Raw genomic sequence first — 19382 nt, 5'->3', positions numbered from 1 at the left:
CGCCATGGAATTATCTCGACGATCGAGATAGTAGACTGTCGAGGTAACCGCGTCGAGCGAAGGAACAGCAGTGACGGACACGGAGAACGGCCGGGCCCTGGCGATGGTGCACGGTCTACGGGAACTCGTGGTGCAGCTGAACCTGTTCGGCTCCGAGTTCGCCCGGACCCACGGACTTCACGCCACCGACGTGCGCGCCCTGATCGCTCTGCTCGACGCTGCCCGCGCCGGCACCGTCGCGACGCCGGGATGGCTGGGGCAGCAACTCGGCCTGAACTCCGCGTCGACCACCGCGCTCGTCGACCGTCTCGAGAAGGACGGCTTGGTGGCGAGGGAACGCGACGGCCAGGACCGCCGACGCGTGAGGTTGCAGGTCACCGAGTCCGCCGAACAACTCGGCTGGAGCTTCTTCGGGCCGCTCATCGGCCGGGCTGTCGGGGTTCTCGACTCGTTCTCCCCCGAGGAACTCGCCACGATCGACGAGTTCCTCTCGAAGATGCGGGCCGTGGTCGAGACTGTCCGCGAGACCGGAGCAGGAACCGAACCCTGACCGCTACCGAAGGAAACGCCGTGCAGCAGAAGCATCTCGCGTTCGTGTTCGCCGCGTCGACAGTCGCGGGTGTCGTGATTCCGTACGCCGCGCTGGTTCCGTTCCTGCTCGAACACGGCCTCGACCTCGGGCGGATCGCCGACGAGATCACCGCGACCCGGCTGAGTGCCTTCGCATGGCTCGACGTGCTGGTCTCCGCAGTCGTCCTGCTGCTGGCGGCATTCGGGACCGGTTGGATCAGCACCGGACGCGCACTGTGGGTCACGCTCGCGACGTGCCTGGTGGGGGTGTCGGCGGGACTACCCCTGTTCTTCTGGTTCCTCGTCGGGAACCGTGCATCCGGTCCGGTGGTTCATCCTTGCCGATCGGTGCCCGACCGGCAAGGATGAGCCCCCCTCTTCTATGCCGAAACCCGGAGCGCCCCCATCGCGCTCTCGAGCGAGGTGTGCAGTCGCAGACGGGTCTCACCCGCGGCGAGCAGCAGTCGTTGCACCGGCCGTTTCCCGACGAGCACCCACCGTGCGTCGCATTGGTTTGCCCTCGCTTCGAGAGCCTCGAACACAGCGAGCCCCGCGGACCCGATGAATTCGACTTCGGACAGGTCGAGCACCATTCGCGCGGACGGACGCAGCCGGTCGCTGGCGTAACGACGCAGCGCCGGAGCGTTGAGCAGGTCGATCTCGCCCTGCACGGCGACCCGCACCATGTCACCGCTTATCCGCTCGGTGACGAAACGCGCACCGGCGGATGTTTCATCGGGCACACCCGTGCTGGTAGCCCAACGTGTAGCGGCGCGAAAATTGGGAACAACAGTCATGACACTCCCATCGAAACGATGGGAAGAATCGCAGAAAGTCGGGCGGCCTGCCACGGATGCCCGCTTCCGCGATGCTTCCTGGTCCAGGCTGTGTGCTCAACCTGGACTCAGCCTACGTCAAATCGACGGCAATGCTCAACGGACGACATCGGAATCTCACGATTCGGACGCGTCGGACGTTCGTTTCAATGTCTCTACCACCTGCTTTGCGACCTCGGACAATCGCAGGTTCATCCGCTGCGACGCCTCCCGGAGCAGCGTGAACGCCTGTTCCTCGGGTATCTCGTGGATGGCCATGAGCAGTCCTATCGCCTTTCCGATCTCCCGGTTGCTCTCGAGACCGGCACGCAGCGAGACGGCCTGGTCCCGGTGGGCCCTCGCGCTCAGCGCCACCGACGCGAACGCGGCGAGCACCGCGCCCGCGTCGAGAGACTGCTCCGTCAACGCGCCCGGTGTGTCGGAGAAGATGTTGAGGGCCGCGGCGTCCGCACCTTCGACGGTCAACCGGAATCCCGCCGCTCCGCGGACGGGGGTGGATTCGAGGATCCACTTCGTCAGCGCCGGCCAGCGGGTGCGGACTGCCAGGTCGGTATCGAGTTCGGCCGTGTCGTGGTGCAGGACGTCGATGCACGGGCCTTCGCCGAGTTCCCTTTCGGCAGCGTCGATTCGGCGGGCCGTGTCGTCGCCGGCCGCGACCGTACGCATCGACGACCCGCGCCGCACCACGAGACTTGCTCGATCGCAACCGGGAACGAGCATCGGGGCCGCGACGCACAGCGCTGCGCACATCTGCGCGTAGTCCTCTGGGCCGTACACGATCTCCGCGAGCCTCGCGAAGACGGCCCCTGTCTCCTCGCGCTGTGCATCCTCGTTGCTCATACGAATTCACCTTTCGCGGTCACGATTCATACACGACCTTCTTGGGTATTCTCCGCTCGAACGGGAGGTGCCGGATCGTGTCGACCCGGCGACCGACCGAGAATCCGACTGAAAGGGCCCCGAACCCATGGCGACGACCGCTTCGATCGACTCGGACCGCGCGCACACGCATCCCATCGTGGAACTGCGCGTCCGCGCCGATCCGGGACAGCTCCCCGTGTTGCGTGCCGTCGCCGCCGCGATCGCCCTGCAGCAGGACTTCGATCTCGACACCGTCGCCGACGTGAAACTCGCCGTCGACGAAGCAGCCACGCGCCTGATCATGAGTGCCGTCGACGGAACCGACGTCACGTGCCGGTTTCAGGCGATCGCGCCGACGCTGCGCATCAGTGTCTCCGCCACGACCCGACCCTCGCCCGCGAGTTCGGCACGCACGTTCGGCTGGCACGTCCTGAACTCGCTCGCCGACTCGGTGGACGTGCGCGTCGACGACACTGCCGACGGCAGCGTCACCACCATCGACCTCTCGATCACCGAGGGGAGTGCCGCTCGGTGAGCGGGAACAAGCGCGACCCCGACGAGTATGCCGACGTCATCGAACTGTTCACCGAGTTCCGGTCGCACGGTGCGGACGCCTCGGCCCGTACGGCGGTGCGGGACAAGATCGTCGAGCGATGCCTGCCGCTCGCCGAACACATCGCGCGCCGGTTCGACGGACGCGGGGAGACGTTCGACGATCTCGTCCAGGTCGCGAGGCTCGGCCTCGTCAACGCAGTGGACCGGTTCGACCCGGACCGCGGCTCGGACTTCGTGTCGTTCGCCGTCCCCACGATCATGGGCGAGGTGCGCCGGCACTTCCGCGATACCGGATGGGCGGTGCGGGTTCCGCGCCGGATGAAGGAACTCCACATCGCGCTGAACAAGGCGACCGCCGACCTGTCGCAACAGCTCGGCCGTGCCCCCACGGTCCCCGAGCTTGCCGCCGAACTGGGCCTGGACCGCGAGGAGGTCGCCGAAGGCCTGGTCGCCGGGAACGCCTACCAGACCGTGTCGGTCGACCGCAGCGCGCAGACCGATTCCGGCGGGCACGGCGTCACCCTCGCCGACACTCTCGGCGAATACGATTCCGCACTGTCCGAGGTGGAGAACCACGAGACGCTGCGGCCGCTGCTGGCGGCACTGCCCGAACGCGAACGCACGGTGGTGCTGCTGCGATTCTTCGGAAACATGACGCAGACGCAGATCGCCGAGCGGGTCGGGGTGTCGCAGATGCACGTGTCACGGCTGCTCACCAAGACCCTCGCCCAGCTGCGCGAGCAACTCGGAGACCAGTTCTGAACGGTCCTCAGATCGTTGCCGCGTCGATGACGAAGCGGTAGCGCACGTCGCTCGCGACCACCCGTTCGTAGGCGTCGTTGATCTGCTCGGCGGAGATCAGTTCGATCTCGGCTCCGATTCCGTGCTCGGCGCAGAAGTCGAGCATCTCCTGGGTTTCCGCGATGCCACCCACATTGGATCCGGCCAGCGCGCGGTTGTTGGCACCGAGGCTGAACGCGCGCACCGTCAGGGGGTGTTCCGGCAGGCCGAGTTCGACAAGGGTGCCGTTCAGCCGCAGCAGCGACAGATACTTGTCCATGTCGAGGTTCACCGACACGGTGTTGAGGATCAGGTCGAACCGGTTACGGAGTTCCTTGAACAGATTCGGGTCGCCGGTCGCCCGGTAGTCGACGGCACCGAACCGCAGGCCGTCGTCCTTCTTCGACAGGGAGTGGCCGAGCACCGTGACCTCGGCACCGAGCGCCGCGGCGATCTTCACGCCGACGTGTCCGAGTCCGCCCATCCCGATGATCGCGACACGGGTGCCGGGTCCGACACCGTAGCGGCGCAGCGGGGAGTACAGGGTGATACCGGCACACAGCAGCGGGGTGGCGGCCGCGGGATCCAGCCCGGCCGGCACCTTCAGCACGAAGTGCTCGGTGACGACGATGTGGGTCGAGTACCCGCCCTGGGTGACCCGGCCGTCGACGTCGACGGCGTTGTAGGTGCCGGTGACACGGTTCTCGCAGTGCTGCTCGGCCCCGGCCTCGCACGCGTCGCATTCGCGGCAGGATGCGACGAAGCAGCCCACGCCCACGCGGTCCCCCACCGCGTGCTTCGTGACGTCGGAGCCGACGGCCTCGACGATGCCGACGATCTCGTGTCCCGGAACCAGCGGGTATCGGGTGCGACCCCACTCGTTGCGGACGGTGTGGATGTCGGAGTGGCAGATCCCGGCGTATTCGATCCGGATGAGCACGTCGAGCGGACCGGGTTCCCGGCGCTCGATGGTGGTCTTGGCGAGAGGTGCGTCTGCGGCGGGGGCAGCGTAGGCGGCAACGATCGTCATACGTCATGCCTACACCCGCCCAGACGACAGTGCGCACCCGCGGGGGCTGTCCGCGGGTGCGCACCGGTCGGGCGGGATGGTTCTACTGCTCCCGCTGGGCTTCGGCCTGCTGGGCTTCGGCCCGGCGCCGCAGCCGGCGCGCCGCCGCGACGAGATTGCGCAGCGACGGTTCGAGCTGCCAGTGGTGGCGGGTCTTGAGCCCGCCGTCCGGGTTCGCCCACAACCGGTCCAGGTCCACCGATTCGGCGGCCTCGGTGAGCAGTTCGTCCAGCTCGTCGATGTCCGGGATCCGCGCCGAGCGGCTCTCGTACACGCCGGGGCCGACGCCGTGGGTGAGCGCGTGGTCCTTGATCGCCTCGAGGACCCAGCGGATGGACCGGGTCGCGACGATCGCGGTGACGTCCGCATCGAGCCGTTCGATCGCCTCGACGACCGACTTCTGACCGGAGTACGTCAGGTGTGTGTGGATCTGCGTCTCCGGTTTCGCTCCACCGGTGGCGAGACGGAACGCGTCGACCGCCCAGTCCAGGTACTCGGCGCGGCCGTCCTGACGCAGCGGCAGCAGTTCCCGGATGGCCGGCTCGTCGACCTGGATGATCGCGATACCCGCCCGCTCGAGATCGGCGATCTCGTCGCGGATGGCCAGCGCGAGCTGATCGGCGGTTTCGTGCAGCGGCTGATCCTGGCGCATGTAGGACCGGGCCAGCATCGTCACCGGTCCGGTGAGCATGCCCTTGACCGGCTTGTCGGTCAGCGACTGCGCGAACGTGATCCACTCGACGGTCATCGGCTTCGGCCGCACGATGTCGCCGTAGAGGATCGGCGGACGCGTGCACCGGGAACCGTAGGCCTGCACCCAGCCGAAGTGCGTGGTGGCGAAGCCCTCCAGCAGCTCGGCGAAGTACTGGACCATGTCGTTGCGTTCGTGCTCGCCGTGCACGAGCACGTCGAGGCCGATGTCCTCCTGCAACCGGATGGTGGACTCGATCTCCTCGCGGATCCGCTTGACGTAGTCGTCGTACGAGATCCGGCCCTCACCGAGGTCGTAACGGATCTTGCGAATCTCGTCGGTCTGCGGGAACGACCCGAGGGTGGTCGCCGGGACCGGCGGCAGGTTCAGCCGCTTCTGCTGCGCAGCGCGACGCTCCTCGTACGGCGCCCGCACCCGGTGTTCGGGCTTGAGCGCGTTGATCCGCGCGCGGACGGTGTGCTTCTGCTTGAAGTGCACCGACGTCGGCGGCACGCGCCACTTGTCCTCGGCGCCGGTGGTCAACGCCTTGGCGAGCGAGACCACCTCGCCGACCTTCTGCTTCGCGAAGGCGAGGCGGTCGGCGACGTCACCGGGGATGTCGTACTCGACGAGAAGGTCGTAGGGCACGTGCAGCAACGTGCAGGAGGTCGACACGACCAGGTCGGGCGCGACCTTCGCGATCGAGTCGAGGTATTCGAGCACGCGACGACGGTCGGCGCGCCACACGTTGCGGCCGTCGACGACACCGGCGTAGATCCGCTTGCGCTTCAGACCCGGCACGGCGGCCAGTTCCTCGGCGCTGATCCGGCCGTTGATCAGGTCCAGGCCGATGGCCTCGATCTTCGAGGCCGCGAGGATCGGCAGCGCCGCGCCGAGATGACCGTAGGGACCGGTCACGAGGATGCGCGGACGCAGCGGCGCGTGGGACAGCTTCTCGTAGGCCCGCTCGAGCGCCGCGAGTTCCTCGTCGCTGCGGTCCTCGGTGAACGACGGTTCGTCGAGCTGGACGCACGTGGCGCCGGCCTTGGCGAGCTGCTCGAAGAGCTTCTCGTACTCGGGCAGCAGCGCGTCGAGCAGGTCGAGCGTGGAGAACCCCTCCTGCTGCGACGTCGGCGAGATCTTCGACAGCAGCAGCAGCGACACCGGGCCGAGCACGACCGGGCGCAGTTCGATGCCCTTGGCCTTGGCCCGCTCGAACTCGTCGAGCACGGCGGCCGAGTTCAGCTCGAACGTGGTGGTCTCGTCGAGTTCGGGCTGCCGGTAGTGGTAGTTGCTGCCGAACCAGCGGACCAGTTCCAGCGGCGGGAAGTCCTCCCGGCCGCGGCACAGGGTGAAATAGAAGTCGAGCGGGTCGAGCTCGCCGACCAAGGAACGGAACCGCTCGGGGACCGCGCCGAACAACAGGGCGTTGTCCAGGACGTGGTCGTAGTAGGAGAACGTGTTGCCGGGGACCTGTGTCAGACCGGTCGCCGCGAGCTCGCTCCAGGTGTCCTCCTGAATTTCACGGGCGACGGCGACGAGTTCGTCGCGCGTGCCGGTGCCGTGCCAGTAGGACTCGAGAGCACGCTTGAGTTCGCGGCGGGGACCGATACGCGGGTACCCGAGGATGCTGGATCCGTAGCCGGTGGCGTTGGTAGCCATCTCGGAATCGACCTTTCCCTCATGCACCTCGCGCCCGTGCACCGACGAGCAGTGCGCAGGTGGCACTGCTGTCGGGCACGGGCGCCGAAGTACGGTGTGGTGCTACCTACTGCTTAGCTGGCCTTCTTGGAGGCCCGACCGTTTTCGGCGTATTCGTAGAAGCCGGCACCCGACTTCTTGCCGACGAGGCCGGCCTCGACCATGCGCAGCAACAGCGGCGGGGCCGAGTACAGCGGCTCCTTGAACTCCTCGTACATCGAGTCGGCGATCGACTTGACGGTGTCGAGCCCGACCAGATCGGTCAGCGCGAGCGGGCCCATCGGGTGGGCGCAGCCGAGCACCATCGTCTTGTCGATGTCCTCCTTCGTCGCGAAGCCGGATTCGACCATCCGGATCGCCGACAGCAGGTAGGGCACGAGCAGCGCGTTGGCGATGAAGCCGGCACGGTCCGAGGAGCGGACGACCTGCTTGCCGAGAATGTCGGCGGCGAAGGCCTCGGCGCGCTGGGCGACCGTGGAGCTGGTCTTCAGCGTGGTGACCAGCTCGACGAGCGGGAGCACCGGCACGGGGTTGAAGAAGTGCAGGCCGATGACGCGCTCGGGGGCGCTGGTGGCGATGCCCAGCTTCATGATCGGGATCGACGAGGTGTTCGACGCGAGCACCGCGTTCGGGTCCGTGACGATCTTGTCGAGTTCGGCGAAGATCTCGCTCTTGACCTTCTCGTCCTCGACGACGGCCTCCACGACGAGCTGACGGTCCGCGAAGTCACCGAGGTCCGAGGTGAACCGGAGGCGCCACGCGGCCTGCTCCCGCTCCCGTTCGGTGATCTTTCCGCTGCTCACGCCCCGGTCGAGGGACCGGAGGATGCGGGCACGTCCGGCAGCCGCGAGTTCACGGGTCTGCTCGAACACCAGTACGTCGACATGAGCGCGCGCGCACACCTCGGCGATACCTGCGCCCATGATCCCGGCGCCGATCACGCCGACGCGCTGAATCTTCTCGCTGGTCACGTCAGCTCCTTCTCGTCATGTGGGGTTGGTCGTGGAGGGTCTTGCACAGGGGGTCCTGCACAGGTGGTCCTGCACGGAGTCTGTAGAGGGGTTCTTGCACGACGATCCGGCGGGGATCATCCACCGACCGGATCGTCGTAAGGGTCTAGCTCGGTCCAGCCGGTACGGCTGGGGTGAAGTCACCGCGGCGGGAGTCCGGGACGGATCCCGCCGCGGTGTGACTTCGAAGCCTGTTCCTAGTGGAACTGGCCCTCCTCGGTGGAGCCCTTCAGAGCAGCCGTGGAGGTGTTCGGGTCGACCGTGGTGGCGATGGTGTCGAAGTAGCCGGCACCGACCTCACGCTGGTGCTTGATGGCGGTGAAGCCGCGCTCCTTGGCCGCCTTGAACTCGCGCTCCTGCAGGTCGACGAAGGCGGTCATGCCCTCGCGGGCGTAGCCGTGGGCCAGGTCGAACATGCCGTAGTTGAGCGAGTGGAAGCCGGCGAGGGTGATGAACTGGAACTTGAAGCCCATCGCGCCGAGCTCCTTCTGGAACTTCGCGATGGTCGCGTCGTCCAGGTGAGCCTTCCAGTTGAAGGACGGCGAGCAGTTGTAGGCCAGCAGCTGGTCCGGGAACTCGCTACGGACGGCCTCGGAGAACTTCTTGGCGACCTCGAGGTCCGGAACACCGGTCTCCATCCAGATGAGGTCGGCGTACGGGGCGTAGGCCTTCGCACGGGCGATGCAGGGCTCGATGCCGTTCTTGACACCGAAGAAGCCCTCGGCCGTACGGGTGCCGTCGAGGAACTCGCGGTCGCGCTCGTCGACATCGGAGGTGATGAGGGTCGCGGCCTCGGCGTCGGTGCGGGCGATGACGACGGTCGGGACGTCCGCGACGTCGGCCGCGAGACGGGCCGAGGTCAGGGTGCGGATGTGCTGCTGGGTCGGGATGAGCACCTTGCCACCGAGGTGACCGCACTTCTTCTCCGACGCGAGCTGGTCCTCCCAGTGCGAACCGGCGACACCGGCCGCGATCATGGCCTTCTGCAGCTCGTAGACGTTGAGGGCGCCACCGAAGCCGGCCTCACCGTCGGCGACGATCGGGGCGAGCCAGTTCTCGACCGAGGTGTCACCCTCGACCTTGGCGATCTCGTCCGCGCGGAGCAGCGCGTTGTTGATGCGGCGGACGACCTGCGGAACCGAGTTCGCCGGGTACAGCGACTGGTCCGGGTAGGTGTGGCCGGAGAGGTTCGCGTCACCGGCGACCTGCCAGCCGGACAGGTAGATGGCCTTGAGGCCGGCGCGAACCTGCTGCACGGCCTGGTTGCCGGTCAGGGCGCCGAGCGAGTTGATGTAGTCCTCGTTGTTGACGAGATCCCAGAGGATCTCCGAGCCACGACGAGCGAGGGTGGCTTCCTCGACGACGGAGCCCTGCAGCTTCACGACCTGCTCGGCCGTGTAGTTACGGGTGACGCCCTTCCAGCGGGGGTTGGTGTCCCAGTCCTTCTGGATTTCTTCAGCGGTCCGCGGGGTGCCGGTGGTCGACATCAAAGCTCCACTCTCTAGATTCGAATCCGCTCCGGGTGTTCAGCAGTACGTGCGTACGACTTCACACCCTTCGCGTGCCGTTCGGATGTACTCCAAAACAATGACACAGCCGAAAAAGGCCGTCTACCTGTTGCAAATGCCAACCTTGGCTAGTTTTCGCGGGAGCTTTGCAAAGGTTGTAAATCAATGGCCGTTCCAACGACTTCACAAAATCGCCGCGTTGGTTACTGACGAGTAGCTCTACCTCGGCATTCGTGGCGCAACCCCCGGCGAGCACTCCCTGACACCGGGACCCGTGGGACCGGCCGTCCCGGGAGTCGCCTCGGCCGCGCATGTGGGGGGTTTCACACCGGCCGGGAGGTTCGAGCAGGGATTTTCCGCAGCCGTCGATCGGGAGGATTCCCGCGACCGGCCGTAACATGACTCGCGACGACCAGGTCGGGGCTGGACCCGTCGCGCACATGCCCGCGCAGCTGCTCGTGTCTCGCCCACCCCCTACGAGCAGAGGAGCGGTCATCCTTTCTCCCACGTCGTACGACGTCATCGAGGCCACGCTGCCCGCCGTGGAGGCCCACATCGGCCGGATCTCCGAACGGTTCTACGAGCGCCTGTTCACCGCGGCACCCCTGCTGTGCACGGACCTGTTCAATCGCACGAACCAGCGCAACCGCGAGCAGCAGAAGGCACTCGCGAGTTCGGTCGCCGCGTTCGCCAAGCTCCTGATCACCGAGCAGCCCCAGGACATCGACGCGATCATGTCCCGGATCGCCAACAAGCACGCGTCGATCGGCATCCAGGCCGGGCACTACGAAATGATCCGCTTCCACCTGTTCGCCGCGATCGCCGAGGTGCTCGGCGACGCGGTGACCCCGGCCGTCGCAGCGGCCTGGCACCAGGTCTACACACTCATGGCGGGTTCGCTCATCAAGCAGGAAGCCGCGCTGTACGACTCGGCCGGGGTACCCCACGGACACGTGTGGCGACTGGTGGCCGTCTCGGAGGTCGAATACGACGGAGCCGACGTCGCGACCTTCGTGATGCGATCGCTCAACGGGCGACCGCTCCCCGATTTCAGTCCGGGACAGTACATTTCGATCTGCGTGCGACTTCCCGACGGCACCCGCCAGATCCGGCAGTACACCCTCGTGCGAGGGCGGGTCCCGGGCGAGTGGGCCATCACGATCAAGCGGGTCCCGGACGGGCTGGTCTCCTCGTTCCTCTTCGACACCGTCCGCCCCGGCAACGAGCTGATCGTCTCGCACCCCTTCGGAAGCCTCCTCGTCGACGCCGGCAGCACCCCGCTGGTGCTGATCTCCGCCGGCATCGGCATCACCAGCACGCTGACCGCCCTGCAGAGCCTCGCCGAGACCGATCCGCGGCGGCCCGTCGTCGCGTTGCACGTGGACCGGTCCCCCTACGACCATGCGCGCCGTGCGGACATCACCGCCCTCGTCTCTCGGCTGGAGAATGCGCGGATGCAGGTGCGGTACAACGATTTCGAGGAGTTCGACGTGCATGGACGGTCGCCCGTCGACGATCTCGACGTCCCGGCGGGGGCCAGGGTGTACGTGTACGGGCCGGTCGCGTTCATGCGCACGGTCAGGGACGGCCTCGTCGCGCGCGGAGTACCCGTCGAGTCGATCCACTACGAGGCGTTCGCGCCCGGATCCTGGCTCGGCGTCGACCGCCCCCAGCAGGTCGTTTCCGGCCGACACGATTAACACGTTGCGAATGGCTCGTTGCAAAGCTTTACAGCTGGTCGTACGCTGGGCGAATGGCCAAGACCTTCGTGGGAGCCCGCCTTCGTCAGCTGCGTACCGAGCGGGGCCTCAGCCAAGCCGCACTCGCCAAGACCCTCGAGATCTCTGCCAGCTACCTCAACCAGATCGAGCACGACGTCCGTCCCCTCACCGTTCCCGTACTGCTGCGGATCAGTGAGGTCTTCGGCGTCGACACCACCTTCTTCTCCTCCCAGGACGACACCCGCCTGATCGCCGAGATGCGGGAGGTCGCGCTCGATCAGGAGATGGGCATCGAAGCCGACGCCCAGGAGATCGCCGAGATGGTCGCCGCGCATCCCGGGCTGGCCCGGGCGATGGTGAACATGCACCGCCGGTTCCGCAACACCACCGCCCAGCTCGCGGCCGCGACCGAGGACAGGTACAGCGACGGTAGCGGCAGCGGGGCCATCACGATGCCGCACGAGGAAGTGCGCGACTACTTCTACCAGCGACAGAACTACCTGCACGAGCTCGACACCGCAGCCGAGGAACTCGCCAATCGCATCCGGTTCCACCGCGGCGACGTCGGCGGCGAGATCGCCAAGCGGATGGCGTCCGTGCACGACGTGCAGATCGTCAAGCGCATCGATCTCGGCGAGAACGTCCTGCACCGTTACGACCCGGAGACCCGCACCCTCGAGATAGCCCCTCAGCTGTCCAGCGGGCAACAGGTCTTCAAACTCGCCACCGAGCTCGCCTACCTCGAATGCGGTGACCTCATCGACAAGATGGTCGAGGACGCCATCTTCACGTCCGACGCGTCCCGCTCCCTGGCACGCCTCGGTCTCGCGAACTACTTCGCGGCGGCGATGATCCTGCCGTACACACAGTTCCACGAGATCGCGGAGGACTTCCGCTACGACGTCGAACGGCTCTCGGCGTTCTACGGCGTCAGCTACGAGACGATCGCCCACCGGCTCTCCACCCTCCAGCGACCGAAACTGCGAGGGGTGCCGTTCTCGTTCGTCCGCGTCGACCGGGCCGGCAACATGTCCAAACGCCAGTCCGCCACGGGATTCCACTTCTCCACCAGCGGCGGCACCTGCCCGCTGTGGAACGTCTACGAGACCTTCGCGTACCCGGGCAAGATCATGACGCAGATCGCGCAGATGCCCGACGGCCGCCGCTACCTGTGGGTCGCGCGGACCGTCGAACGCCGCGCGGCCCGCTACGGGCAGCCGTCGAAGACGTTCGCGATCGGCCTCGGCTGCGAGCTGCGCCACGCGCATCGACTCGTCTACGCCGACGGCCTCGACCTCGACGAGTCCAACCCCGGCACCCCGATCGGCGCAGGCTGCCGCATCTGCGAACGCGTCAACTGTCCGCAGCGCGCGTTCCCACCGCTCGGCAAGGAGCTGGACATCAACGAACACCGCAGCTCGGTCTCGCCCTACCTCATTCGCTGACCCGCACCCACCGACCCGGCGCCACGTACTCACGCGCGGCGCCGGGTCGTCGCGTGCTGTCCGGCCCTCCCCTCCCGTCGCCTCCCCTCCCGTCGCCTCCCCTCCCGTCGCCTCCCCCTTCCCTCCCCACCCCTTCTCCCCTCCCCTTTTCCGAGCGAGCGGCACACTCGCTCGATCCAAGGAGACGAGCGGCACATTCGCTCAGCCGCCGGACGGCGGGCGCCGCCAGCTACCCACCCCCCTCTTTCTCCGAGCGAGCGGCACACTCGCTCGATCGAAGGAGACGAGCGGCACATTCGCTCGGACAGCGGGCGCCGCTCGCGGGTGAGTTCACGCGGACGAAACATCGAACATCCAATTGTCACAAGCAGATATACCTGCGCAACACGATCCCTTTACTGTTTGGCCGACGAATACAGCGCTGTATACGCGCCCGGATACACCGGGGAACCGAGGCTTCTCATCTTCCAAACAAGGGGGCATCTCCATGTCAGTTGCCAGGTCCACAATCGCCAAGCGTGCCGTCGCCGTTCCGGTGGCACTCGCGGCTGCCGGTCTGCTTCTCACCGCCTGTGGCAGCAAGGCCGGTGACACCGCGACCGGCGCGACCGGCGAATCCTGCGTCGACACCTCCGGCGACACCATCAAGGTCGGTTCGCTGAACTCCCTGTCCGGCACCATGGCAATTTCCGAAGTCACCGTTCGTGATTCGATCGCACTGGCCGTCGAGGAGATCAACGCCTCCGGTGGCGTGCTCGGCAAGCAGATCCAGATCGTCGCCGAGGACGGAGCGTCCGAGCCGACGGTGTTCGCCGAGAAGGCCGAGAAGCTCATCAGCTCCGACTGTGTCGCTGCGGTGTTCGGCGGCTGGACGTCGTCGAGCCGTAAGGCGATGCTGCCGGTGTTCGAGGACAACGACGCGCTGCTGTACTACCCGGTGCAGTACGAGGGCCTGGAATCGTCGCCGAACATCTTCTACACCGGCGCGACCACCAACCAGCAGATCGTGCCGGCGCTGGACTACCTGAAGGAGAAGGGCGTCAAGTCCCTCTACCTCGTCGGTAGCGACTACGTGTTCCCGCAGACGGCGAACCGCATCATCCGCGCCTACGCCGAGGCCAACGGCATCGAGATCAAGGGTGAGGACTACACCCCGCTCGGTTCGACCGACTTCTCGACGATCGTCAACAAGATCCGCACCGCCGACGCGGACGCGGTGTTCAACACCCTCAACGGCGACTCGAACGTCGCATTCTTCCGCGAGTACGCCAACGTGGGCCTGAAAGCCGCCGACATGCCGGTGGTTTCGGTGTCCATCGCCGAGGAGGAGGTCGTCGGTATCGGCGCCCAGAACATCGAGGGCCAGCTCACCGCGTGGAACTACTACCAGACGGTCGACAGCCCCGAGAACAAGGCGTTCGTCGACGCCTACAAGGCGAAGTACGGCGCGAACAAGCCGACCTCGGATCCGATGGAAGCCGCCTACACCTCGGTCTACCTGTGGAAGAACACCGTCGAGAAGGCGAACTCGTTCGCCGTGGCCGACATCCAGGAGGCGGCCGACGGCGTCACGTTCGACGCTCCCGAAGGCACCGTCACGATCGACGGCGACAACCACCACATCGCCAAGACCGCCCGCATCGGTGAGATCCGCGGCGACGGACTGATCTACACCGTATGGGACTCGGGCTCCCCGATCGAGCCGGACCCGTACCTGAAGAGCTACGACTGGGCTTCGAGCCTGTCCGGTAGCTGAGCCGATACGACCGGGAAGCCGACGAGAAAGGGGGCGATATGGATGTCGTGGTAGGACAGCTGTTCACGGGATTGAGCATCGGCTCGATCCTGCTGCTGGCAGCGCTGGGCCTGTCGTTGACGTTCGGCCAGATGGGCGTGATCAACATGGCCCACGGCGAATTCATCATGGCCGGTTCGTACACCGCATACGTTGTGCAGCAGGTGATCTCCGCGGCCGGGGTCTCACTGCTGATCTCCCTGCTCGTCGGCTTCCTGGTCGGCGGTGCAATGGGCGTGCTGCTCGAGGTCACGCTCATCCGCCGCATGTACCACCGTCCGCTCGACACACTGCTCGTGACGTTCGGCGTGGGCCTGCTGCTGCAGCAGGCCGCCCGTGACATCTTCGGCGCACCGGCAGTCAACGTGGTTGCCCCACAATGGCTGTCCGGCGGTGTCGAGATCCTGGGTGCGGTGGTTCCGAAGACCCGCCTGTTCATCCTGGTGCTGGCCGCCGTGTGCGTCGTCGCGCTGATCGTGGCGATGAAGTACACCCCGATGGGCCGTCGCATCCGGGCGGTCGTGCAGAACCGCGATCTCGCCGAGACCGTCGGCATCTCCAGCCGGCGCACCGACATCACCACGTTCTTCCTCGGCTCCGGACTCGCCGGCCTGGCCGGGGTGGCGCTGACCCTCATCGGCTCGACGAGCCCGACGATCGGGCAGTCGTACCTGATCGACGCGTTCCTCGTCGTCGTCATCGGCGGGCTCGGTCGCATCGAGGGTGCCGTGATCGCGGCGGTCGCGCTCGGCCTGCTCAATTCGTTCATCGAATACTCCACCACCGCGTCGATCGCGAAGGTGATCGTGTTCGTGATCATCGTGGTCTTCCTGCAGATCCGCCCGCAAGGTCTGTTCGCGGTCAAGACAAGGAGCCTGGTCTGATGTCCGTTCTCACCCGGCCCGGACCGGTCCGCACGTGGGCGGGATTCGCGATCGCCGCGCTCGTGCTGTTCGGTCTCGCCCCCGCCGTCCTGTCCGACTTCCGCCTGAATCTGCTCGCGAAGTTCCTGTGCTTCGCCATCGTCGCCGCCGGCATCGGCCTGGCCTGGGGTCGCGGCGGCATGCTGACCCTCGGCCAGGGCGTGTTCTTCGGCCTCGGCGCCTACATGATGGCGATGCACCTGAAGATCGCCGACGCCGAGGTGCGCGGCGACACCGTGCCGGACTTCATGCAGATCGCGGGTATCCGTGAACTTCCCGCGTATTGGGTGCCGTTCACGTCGCCACTCGTGACGCTGCTGGGCATCCTGCTCGTGCCCGGACTGCTGGCCCTGCTGCTCGGCCTCGGCGTGTTCAAGCGACGCGTCAAGGGCGCCTACTTCGCGATCCTGTCCCAGGCTCTGGCCGCGGCGTTCGCGATCCTGCTCGTCGGCCAGCAGAGCACCGGAGGGTCCAACGGCCTCAACCGGTTCCGCACGTTCTTCGGTTACGACCTGTCCGATCCGGTCAACAAGCGGATGCTGTTCTTCATCGTCGCGGCGATCCTGCTGCTCGTCGTCGCCGGGACCCGCCAGCTCATGCACTCACGCTACGGTGAACTGCTCGTCGCGGTCCGCGACCAGGAGGAGCGCGTCCGCTTCCTTGGCTACGACCCCGCGACCGTCAAGGTCGTCGCCTACACGGTCGCCGCGTTCTTCGCCGGCATCGCCGGTGCGATGTTCGTGCCGATCGTCGGGATCATCTCCCCGGCGGACATCGGCATCGTGCCGTCCATCGCGTTCCTCATCGGCGTCGCGATCGGTGGCCGCACCACCCTGCTCGGGCCGGTACTCGGCGCGATCGGTGTCGCGTGGGCGCAGACCGCCCTCTCGGAGGAATTCCCGTCCGCGTGGACGTATGCGCAGGGCCTGCTGTTCATCGTCGTCGTAGGATTCTTCCCCGCCGGACTCGCCGGGATCGCAGCGCTCCGGCGTCGCAAGCGCACCGGAAGCGACACCCCCGCAGAGGAACCCGATCCCGAACCGACCGCCGAGAACACCGAGATGGAGCCGGCACGATGACCGAACCCACCTTCGGCGGCAACGCCGGAATGTCCAGCCAATACCTCGAAATCCGTGATCTGCGAGTGCAGTTCGACGGATTCACCGCCGTCGACGGTGTCGACCTGACCCTGCTACAGGGCGATCTGCGATTCCTCATCGGCCCCAACGGCGCCGGGAAGACCACGCTCGTCGACGCCATCACCGGTCTCGTCCCCGCGACCGGGTCGGTCACCAAGTCCGGGGTCGAACTTCTCGGCAAGAAGGTCCACAAGATCGCCCGGCTCGGCGTCGGCCGCACGTTCCAGACGGCGTCGGTATTCGAGGAGCTGACGGTGCTGCAGAATCTCGACATCGCCGCCGGCGCCGGCCGCAACCCGTGGCAGATGCTGCGCCGCCGCAAGGACGTGCTGCCGCAGATCGAGGAGGCACTGGAAACCACCGGCCTCGCGGCCCATCGCGACATCCCCGCCGGGATCCTCGCGCACGGCCAGAAGCAGTGGCTCGAGATCGGCATGCTCCTGGTGCAGAACTCCGACGTGCTGCTGCTCGACGAACCCGTCGCCGGCATGAGCCACGACGAACGCGAGGAGACCGGGCAGCTGCTGCGCCGCATCGGCGCCGAGCGCACCGTCGTCGTCGTCGAGCACGACATGGACTTCATGCGCGCGTTCGCGACCTCGGTGACGGTGCTCGCGCGCGGCAAGATCATCGCCGAAGGCACCGTCGAAGAGGTGCAGAACGATCCGCAGGTCCAGCAGGTCTACCTGGGTACCGCGAGCCTCGAGGAGGCGATCTGATGCTCGAACTCGTCGACGTCCGTACCGGTTACGGACGCACCGAGATCATCCACGGGGCCACGATCACGGTCCCGTCCGACGGGGTCGTCGCCGTCATGGGCCACAACGGTGCCGGCAAGACCACCCTGCTGCGCGCCGCCGTCGGGCTGCTGCCGGTCGCCTCCGGCAAGATCCTGCTCGACGGTGAGGACATCACCGGGTTGCGCCCGGCGGCGCGCGTGGCCCGGGGCCTCGCGTACGTTCCGCAGGGCCAGCAGTCCTTCGGGCAGCTCACCTGCGCCGAGAACCTGCAGGTGGTCGCGGACGGCCGCAAGAACGGCAAGGCGCTGATCGCGGAGATGCTCGATCTGTTCCCTGCGCTGGTTCCGCTGCTCGATCGCCGCGCGGGCCTGTTGTCCGGCGGCCAGCGCCAGCAGCTCGCCATCGCCCGCGCGCTGATCACCCGTCCACGGATGCTCATTCTCGACGAACCGACCGAGGGTATCCAGCCGTCCGTCGTTCAGGAGATCGAGAAGACGATCGTGGACCTGAGCCGGCGCGGCGACCTCGGGGTGCTGCTCGTCGAGCAGCACATCGGATTCGCCCTCGACAACGCCCGCCACTACTACGTCCTGGAATCGGGACGCATCACCGCGACCGGCGAAGGAGGCGCCGACGCCGCTCGTACCGTTCGCAGCGCGATGGCAATCTGATGTTCTCCGGCGGCACCCGGCGGGAGCGCGTCTACCGGGCGCTGCGCGCCGATCTGACAGCGGGCACCGTCTCCCCCGACGAGCGACTCAGCGAGGAACGGCTCGCCGAGCTGTACGGGGTCTCCCGCACACCGGTGCGGGAGGCCCTGGCCCGCCTCGTGTCCGAGGGTCTCGTCGAGCGACGCGAACACGGGCTCTTCCCGTACCGTCCGCGCTTCGAGGACCTCGGCGACCTCTACGAGCTGCGTGCCACGCTGGAACTGCGCGGCATCACGCGCGCGGTGTCCGGGGTGGTCGTCCACGACCGGGACGTGCTCGGGGCCGAACTCGAACGGTGGTACCGATTCCGTAGCGATCCGCCGGCTCCCGATGCAGGGTTCGTCACGCTCGACGAAGAGTTCCACCTGACGCTGCTCGCCGCGTCGGGGAACGACGCCCTGTGCGACGCGCTCGATTCGGTCAACGCGAAGGTACGCACGGTCCGGATGTTCGACGAGCTCGTCCCGGAGCGGGTGGAGCGCGCCGTCGAGGAGCACATCGCCGTCGCGGAGGCGGTACTCGACGGAAGACTGGACGACGCGCACACCCGGCTGCGCGAGCACATCGTCGACGCGTGCGCGGCGATCGTGCAACGCACCGAGGCGGCGCGGACGATGGCCCGGCTCTCGCGGGCCGTGCGAGACTAGCGCGCATGACGCCCCGCATCACGCCCGGACGGTTCCGTCAACTCGGCCCGGTCAACTGGATTGCCTGGCGCGTCCTGTCACTGGCGGCAGGAACCTCGGACGCGCACCTGTTCAGCACACTGGGTCGCGCCGGCGGCCTGTTCCGCGGCTGGCTGCACTACTCCGGCAAGCTGATGCCCGGCGGCAAGCTCCCCCGCCACGAATCCGAACTCGTCATCCTGCGCGTCGCGCACCTGCGCGGCTGCGACTACGAGATGGACCACCACGTGCGGCTCGGTCGTCGCGCGGGTGTGACCGCCGAGATCCTGCAGCGTGTCATCGAGGGGCCGCAGGCCGAGGGGTGGAGCCCGCGTCACCGTGCGCTGCTCGCCGCAGTCGACGAACTGGTCGCGACCAAGGACCTCACCGACGAGACGTGGTCGGCGCTGGCCGAGCACCTCGACGTCCGCCGCTTGATCGAATTCTGCCTGCTGATCACGCAATACGACGGTCTGGCGACCACGATCCGCACCCTGCGCATCGAACGCGATTTCCCCGCGTCAAACTCGCCCACCGATTCGGAATCCGCTCGCACTGCAGAGTGAGCGGATTCGCAGTCACCGCGTCGATCGGCAGGCGTCGGCGAAAATCGAGTAGTCGGCTACTCGTGCCCGCGACGACGCCGCGCGGAACGCTGAGGTC

Annotated in this window: 19 protein-coding genes; 13 read left to right on the top strand and 6 right to left on the bottom strand. The window is 67.0% G+C overall.

The window, feature by feature from the left end; genetic code table 11:
• Positions 1-70: 70 nt before the first annotated feature.
• Both ACWDTS_RS02910 and ACWDTS_RS02905 read left to right on the top strand, forming a co-directional pair.
• Positions 71-550: a MarR family winged helix-turn-helix transcriptional regulator gene (locus ACWDTS_RS02910; protein ID WP_450109680.1), complete on the top strand. Its 480-nt coding sequence runs from the start codon at positions 71-73 to the stop codon at positions 548-550.
• Between the two features lie 20 nt (positions 551-570).
• Complete coding sequence (locus ACWDTS_RS02905) at positions 571-939, top strand: DUF2834 domain-containing protein (RefSeq protein WP_450117552.1); 369 nt, start codon at positions 571-573, stop codon at positions 937-939.
• A gap of 11 nt (positions 940-950) precedes the next feature.
• Here ACWDTS_RS02905 and ACWDTS_RS02900 read toward each other — a convergent pair whose 3' ends face one another.
• Entirely contained in the window at positions 951-1313 is a 363-nt protein-coding gene (locus ACWDTS_RS02900) for an STAS domain-containing protein (RefSeq protein ID WP_450109678.1), read from the bottom strand.
• A gap of 210 nt (positions 1314-1523) precedes the next feature.
• A complete protein-coding gene (locus ACWDTS_RS02895) occupies positions 1524-2246 on the bottom strand; it encodes a GAF and ANTAR domain-containing protein (RefSeq protein ID WP_450109677.1) in 723 nt (240 codons plus the stop codon).
• Between the two features lie 127 nt (positions 2247-2373).
• Here ACWDTS_RS02895 and ACWDTS_RS02890 point away from each other — a divergent pair, with 127 nt between their 5' ends.
• Both ACWDTS_RS02890 and ACWDTS_RS02885 read left to right on the top strand, forming a co-directional pair.
• Positions 2374-2802, top strand: coding sequence for an ATP-binding protein (locus ACWDTS_RS02890; protein ID WP_450117551.1), 429 nt, complete (start codon positions 2374-2376; stop codon positions 2800-2802).
• Positions 2799-3584 carry a SigB/SigF/SigG family RNA polymerase sigma factor gene (locus ACWDTS_RS02885; RefSeq protein WP_308200755.1) on the top strand — a complete coding sequence of 262 codons (786 nt, stop codon included), beginning with the start codon at positions 2799-2801 and terminating at the stop codon, positions 3582-3584. Before ACWDTS_RS02890 ends, ACWDTS_RS02885 begins: the two co-directional genes overlap by 4 nt.
• A 7-nt stretch (positions 3585-3591) precedes the next feature.
• Here the strand turns inward: ACWDTS_RS02885 and ACWDTS_RS02880 are convergent, their stop codons facing one another.
• The 4 genes from ACWDTS_RS02880 to aceA all read right to left on the bottom strand — a co-directional run bounded on the left by ACWDTS_RS02880 (position 3592) and on the right by aceA (position 9560).
• Positions 3592-4632 (bottom strand): NAD(P)-dependent alcohol dehydrogenase, encoded by a 1041-nt coding sequence (locus tag ACWDTS_RS02880; RefSeq protein WP_450117550.1) that lies wholly within the window; start codon positions 4630-4632, stop codon positions 3592-3594.
• An 82-nt stretch (positions 4633-4714) separates the two neighbouring features.
• Positions 4715-7024, bottom strand: coding sequence for a 5-methyltetrahydropteroyltriglutamate--homocysteine S-methyltransferase (gene metE / locus ACWDTS_RS02875; protein WP_450117549.1), 2310 nt, complete (start codon positions 7022-7024; stop codon positions 4715-4717).
• Between the two features lie 113 nt (positions 7025-7137).
• Positions 7138-8034, bottom strand: a complete 897-nt coding sequence (locus tag ACWDTS_RS02870) for a 3-hydroxybutyryl-CoA dehydrogenase (protein ID WP_197255106.1) — start codon at positions 8032-8034, stop codon at positions 7138-7140.
• Between the two features lie 236 nt (positions 8035-8270).
• Positions 8271-9560: an isocitrate lyase gene (gene aceA, locus ACWDTS_RS02865; protein WP_197255104.1), complete on the bottom strand. Its 1290-nt coding sequence runs from the start codon at positions 9558-9560 to the stop codon at positions 8271-8273.
• Between the two features lie 515 nt (positions 9561-10075).
• On the opposite strand from aceA, the gene ACWDTS_RS02860 reads away from it, so the two are divergent.
• From ACWDTS_RS02860 to ACWDTS_RS02820, 9 genes are all read left to right on the top strand, one after another.
• Positions 10076-11281, top strand: coding sequence for a globin domain-containing protein (locus ACWDTS_RS02860; protein ID WP_248673178.1), 1206 nt, complete (start codon positions 10076-10078; stop codon positions 11279-11281).
• 53 nt (positions 11282-11334) lie between these two features.
• Positions 11335-12747 (top strand): acetate metabolism transcriptional regulator RamB, encoded by a 1413-nt coding sequence (ramB, locus tag ACWDTS_RS02855; RefSeq protein WP_197255102.1) that lies wholly within the window; start codon positions 11335-11337, stop codon positions 12745-12747.
• A 487-nt stretch (positions 12748-13234) separates the two neighbouring features.
• On the top strand, positions 13235-14503 hold the full coding sequence (gene urtA / locus ACWDTS_RS02850; RefSeq protein ID WP_450117548.1) for an urea ABC transporter substrate-binding protein: 1269 nt from the start codon (positions 13235-13237) through the stop codon (positions 14501-14503).
• A gap of 38 nt (positions 14504-14541) precedes the next feature.
• A complete protein-coding gene (gene urtB, locus ACWDTS_RS02845; RefSeq protein WP_248673139.1) occupies positions 14542-15426 on the top strand; it encodes an urea ABC transporter permease subunit UrtB in 885 nt (294 codons plus the stop codon).
• Positions 15426-16544 (top strand): urea ABC transporter permease subunit UrtC, encoded by a 1119-nt coding sequence (urtC, locus tag ACWDTS_RS02840; protein WP_450117547.1) that lies wholly within the window; start codon positions 15426-15428, stop codon positions 16542-16544. Before urtB ends, urtC begins: the two co-directional genes overlap by 1 nt.
• Entirely contained in the window at positions 16541-17323 is a 783-nt protein-coding gene (urtD, locus tag ACWDTS_RS02835) for an urea ABC transporter ATP-binding protein UrtD (protein WP_450109670.1), read from the top strand. The genes urtC and urtD overlap by 4 nt, the downstream gene beginning before the upstream one ends.
• Positions 17323-18015: an urea ABC transporter ATP-binding subunit UrtE gene (gene urtE, locus ACWDTS_RS02830; RefSeq protein ID WP_197255086.1), complete on the top strand. Its 693-nt coding sequence runs from the start codon at positions 17323-17325 to the stop codon at positions 18013-18015. The genes urtD and urtE overlap by 1 nt, the downstream gene beginning before the upstream one ends.
• Positions 18015-18701, top strand: coding sequence for a GntR family transcriptional regulator (locus tag ACWDTS_RS02825; RefSeq protein ID WP_197255085.1), 687 nt, complete (start codon positions 18015-18017; stop codon positions 18699-18701). Before urtE ends, ACWDTS_RS02825 begins: the two co-directional genes overlap by 1 nt.
• A gap of 5 nt (positions 18702-18706) precedes the next feature.
• Positions 18707-19285 (top strand): carboxymuconolactone decarboxylase family protein, encoded by a 579-nt coding sequence (locus tag ACWDTS_RS02820; RefSeq protein WP_450109669.1) that lies wholly within the window; start codon positions 18707-18709, stop codon positions 19283-19285.
• Positions 19286-19382 lie beyond the last annotated feature (97 nt).

It is taken from the genome of Rhodococcus sp. NPDC003383 (assembly GCF_053589115.1).
This window is presented reverse-complemented; position numbering and strand designations above follow the sequence as displayed.

Coding starts and splice junctions, on each gene's coding strand:
- ACWDTS_RS02895 (WP_450109677.1), bottom strand. CDS start 2,246: ATGAGCAACGAGGATGCACAGCGCGAGGAGACAGGGGCCGTCTTCGCG.
- ACWDTS_RS02890 (WP_450117551.1), top strand. CDS start 2,374: ATGGCGACGACCGCTTCGATCGACTCGGACCGCGCGCACACGCATCCC.
- ACWDTS_RS02880 (WP_450117550.1), bottom strand. CDS start 4,632: ATGACGATCGTTGCCGCCTACGCTGCCCCCGCCGCAGACGCACCTCTC.
- metE (WP_450117549.1), bottom strand. CDS start 7,024: ATGGCTACCAACGCCACCGGCTACGGATCCAGCATCCTCGGGTACCCG.
- aceA (WP_197255104.1), bottom strand. CDS start 9,560: ATGTCGACCACCGGCACCCCGCGGACCGCTGAAGAAATCCAGAAGGAC.
- ramB (WP_197255102.1), top strand. CDS start 11,335: ATGGCCAAGACCTTCGTGGGAGCCCGCCTTCGTCAGCTGCGTACCGAG.
- urtA (WP_450117548.1), top strand. CDS start 13,235: ATGTCAGTTGCCAGGTCCACAATCGCCAAGCGTGCCGTCGCCGTTCCG.
- urtB (WP_248673139.1), top strand. CDS start 14,542: ATGGATGTCGTGGTAGGACAGCTGTTCACGGGATTGAGCATCGGCTCG.
- urtC (WP_450117547.1), top strand. CDS start 15,426: ATGTCCGTTCTCACCCGGCCCGGACCGGTCCGCACGTGGGCGGGATTC.
- urtD (WP_450109670.1), top strand. CDS start 16,541: ATGACCGAACCCACCTTCGGCGGCAACGCCGGAATGTCCAGCCAATAC.
- urtE (WP_197255086.1), top strand. CDS start 17,323: ATGCTCGAACTCGTCGACGTCCGTACCGGTTACGGACGCACCGAGATC.
- ACWDTS_RS02825 (WP_197255085.1), top strand. CDS start 18,015: ATGTTCTCCGGCGGCACCCGGCGGGAGCGCGTCTACCGGGCGCTGCGC.
- ACWDTS_RS02820 (WP_450109669.1), top strand. CDS start 18,707: ATGACGCCCCGCATCACGCCCGGACGGTTCCGTCAACTCGGCCCGGTC.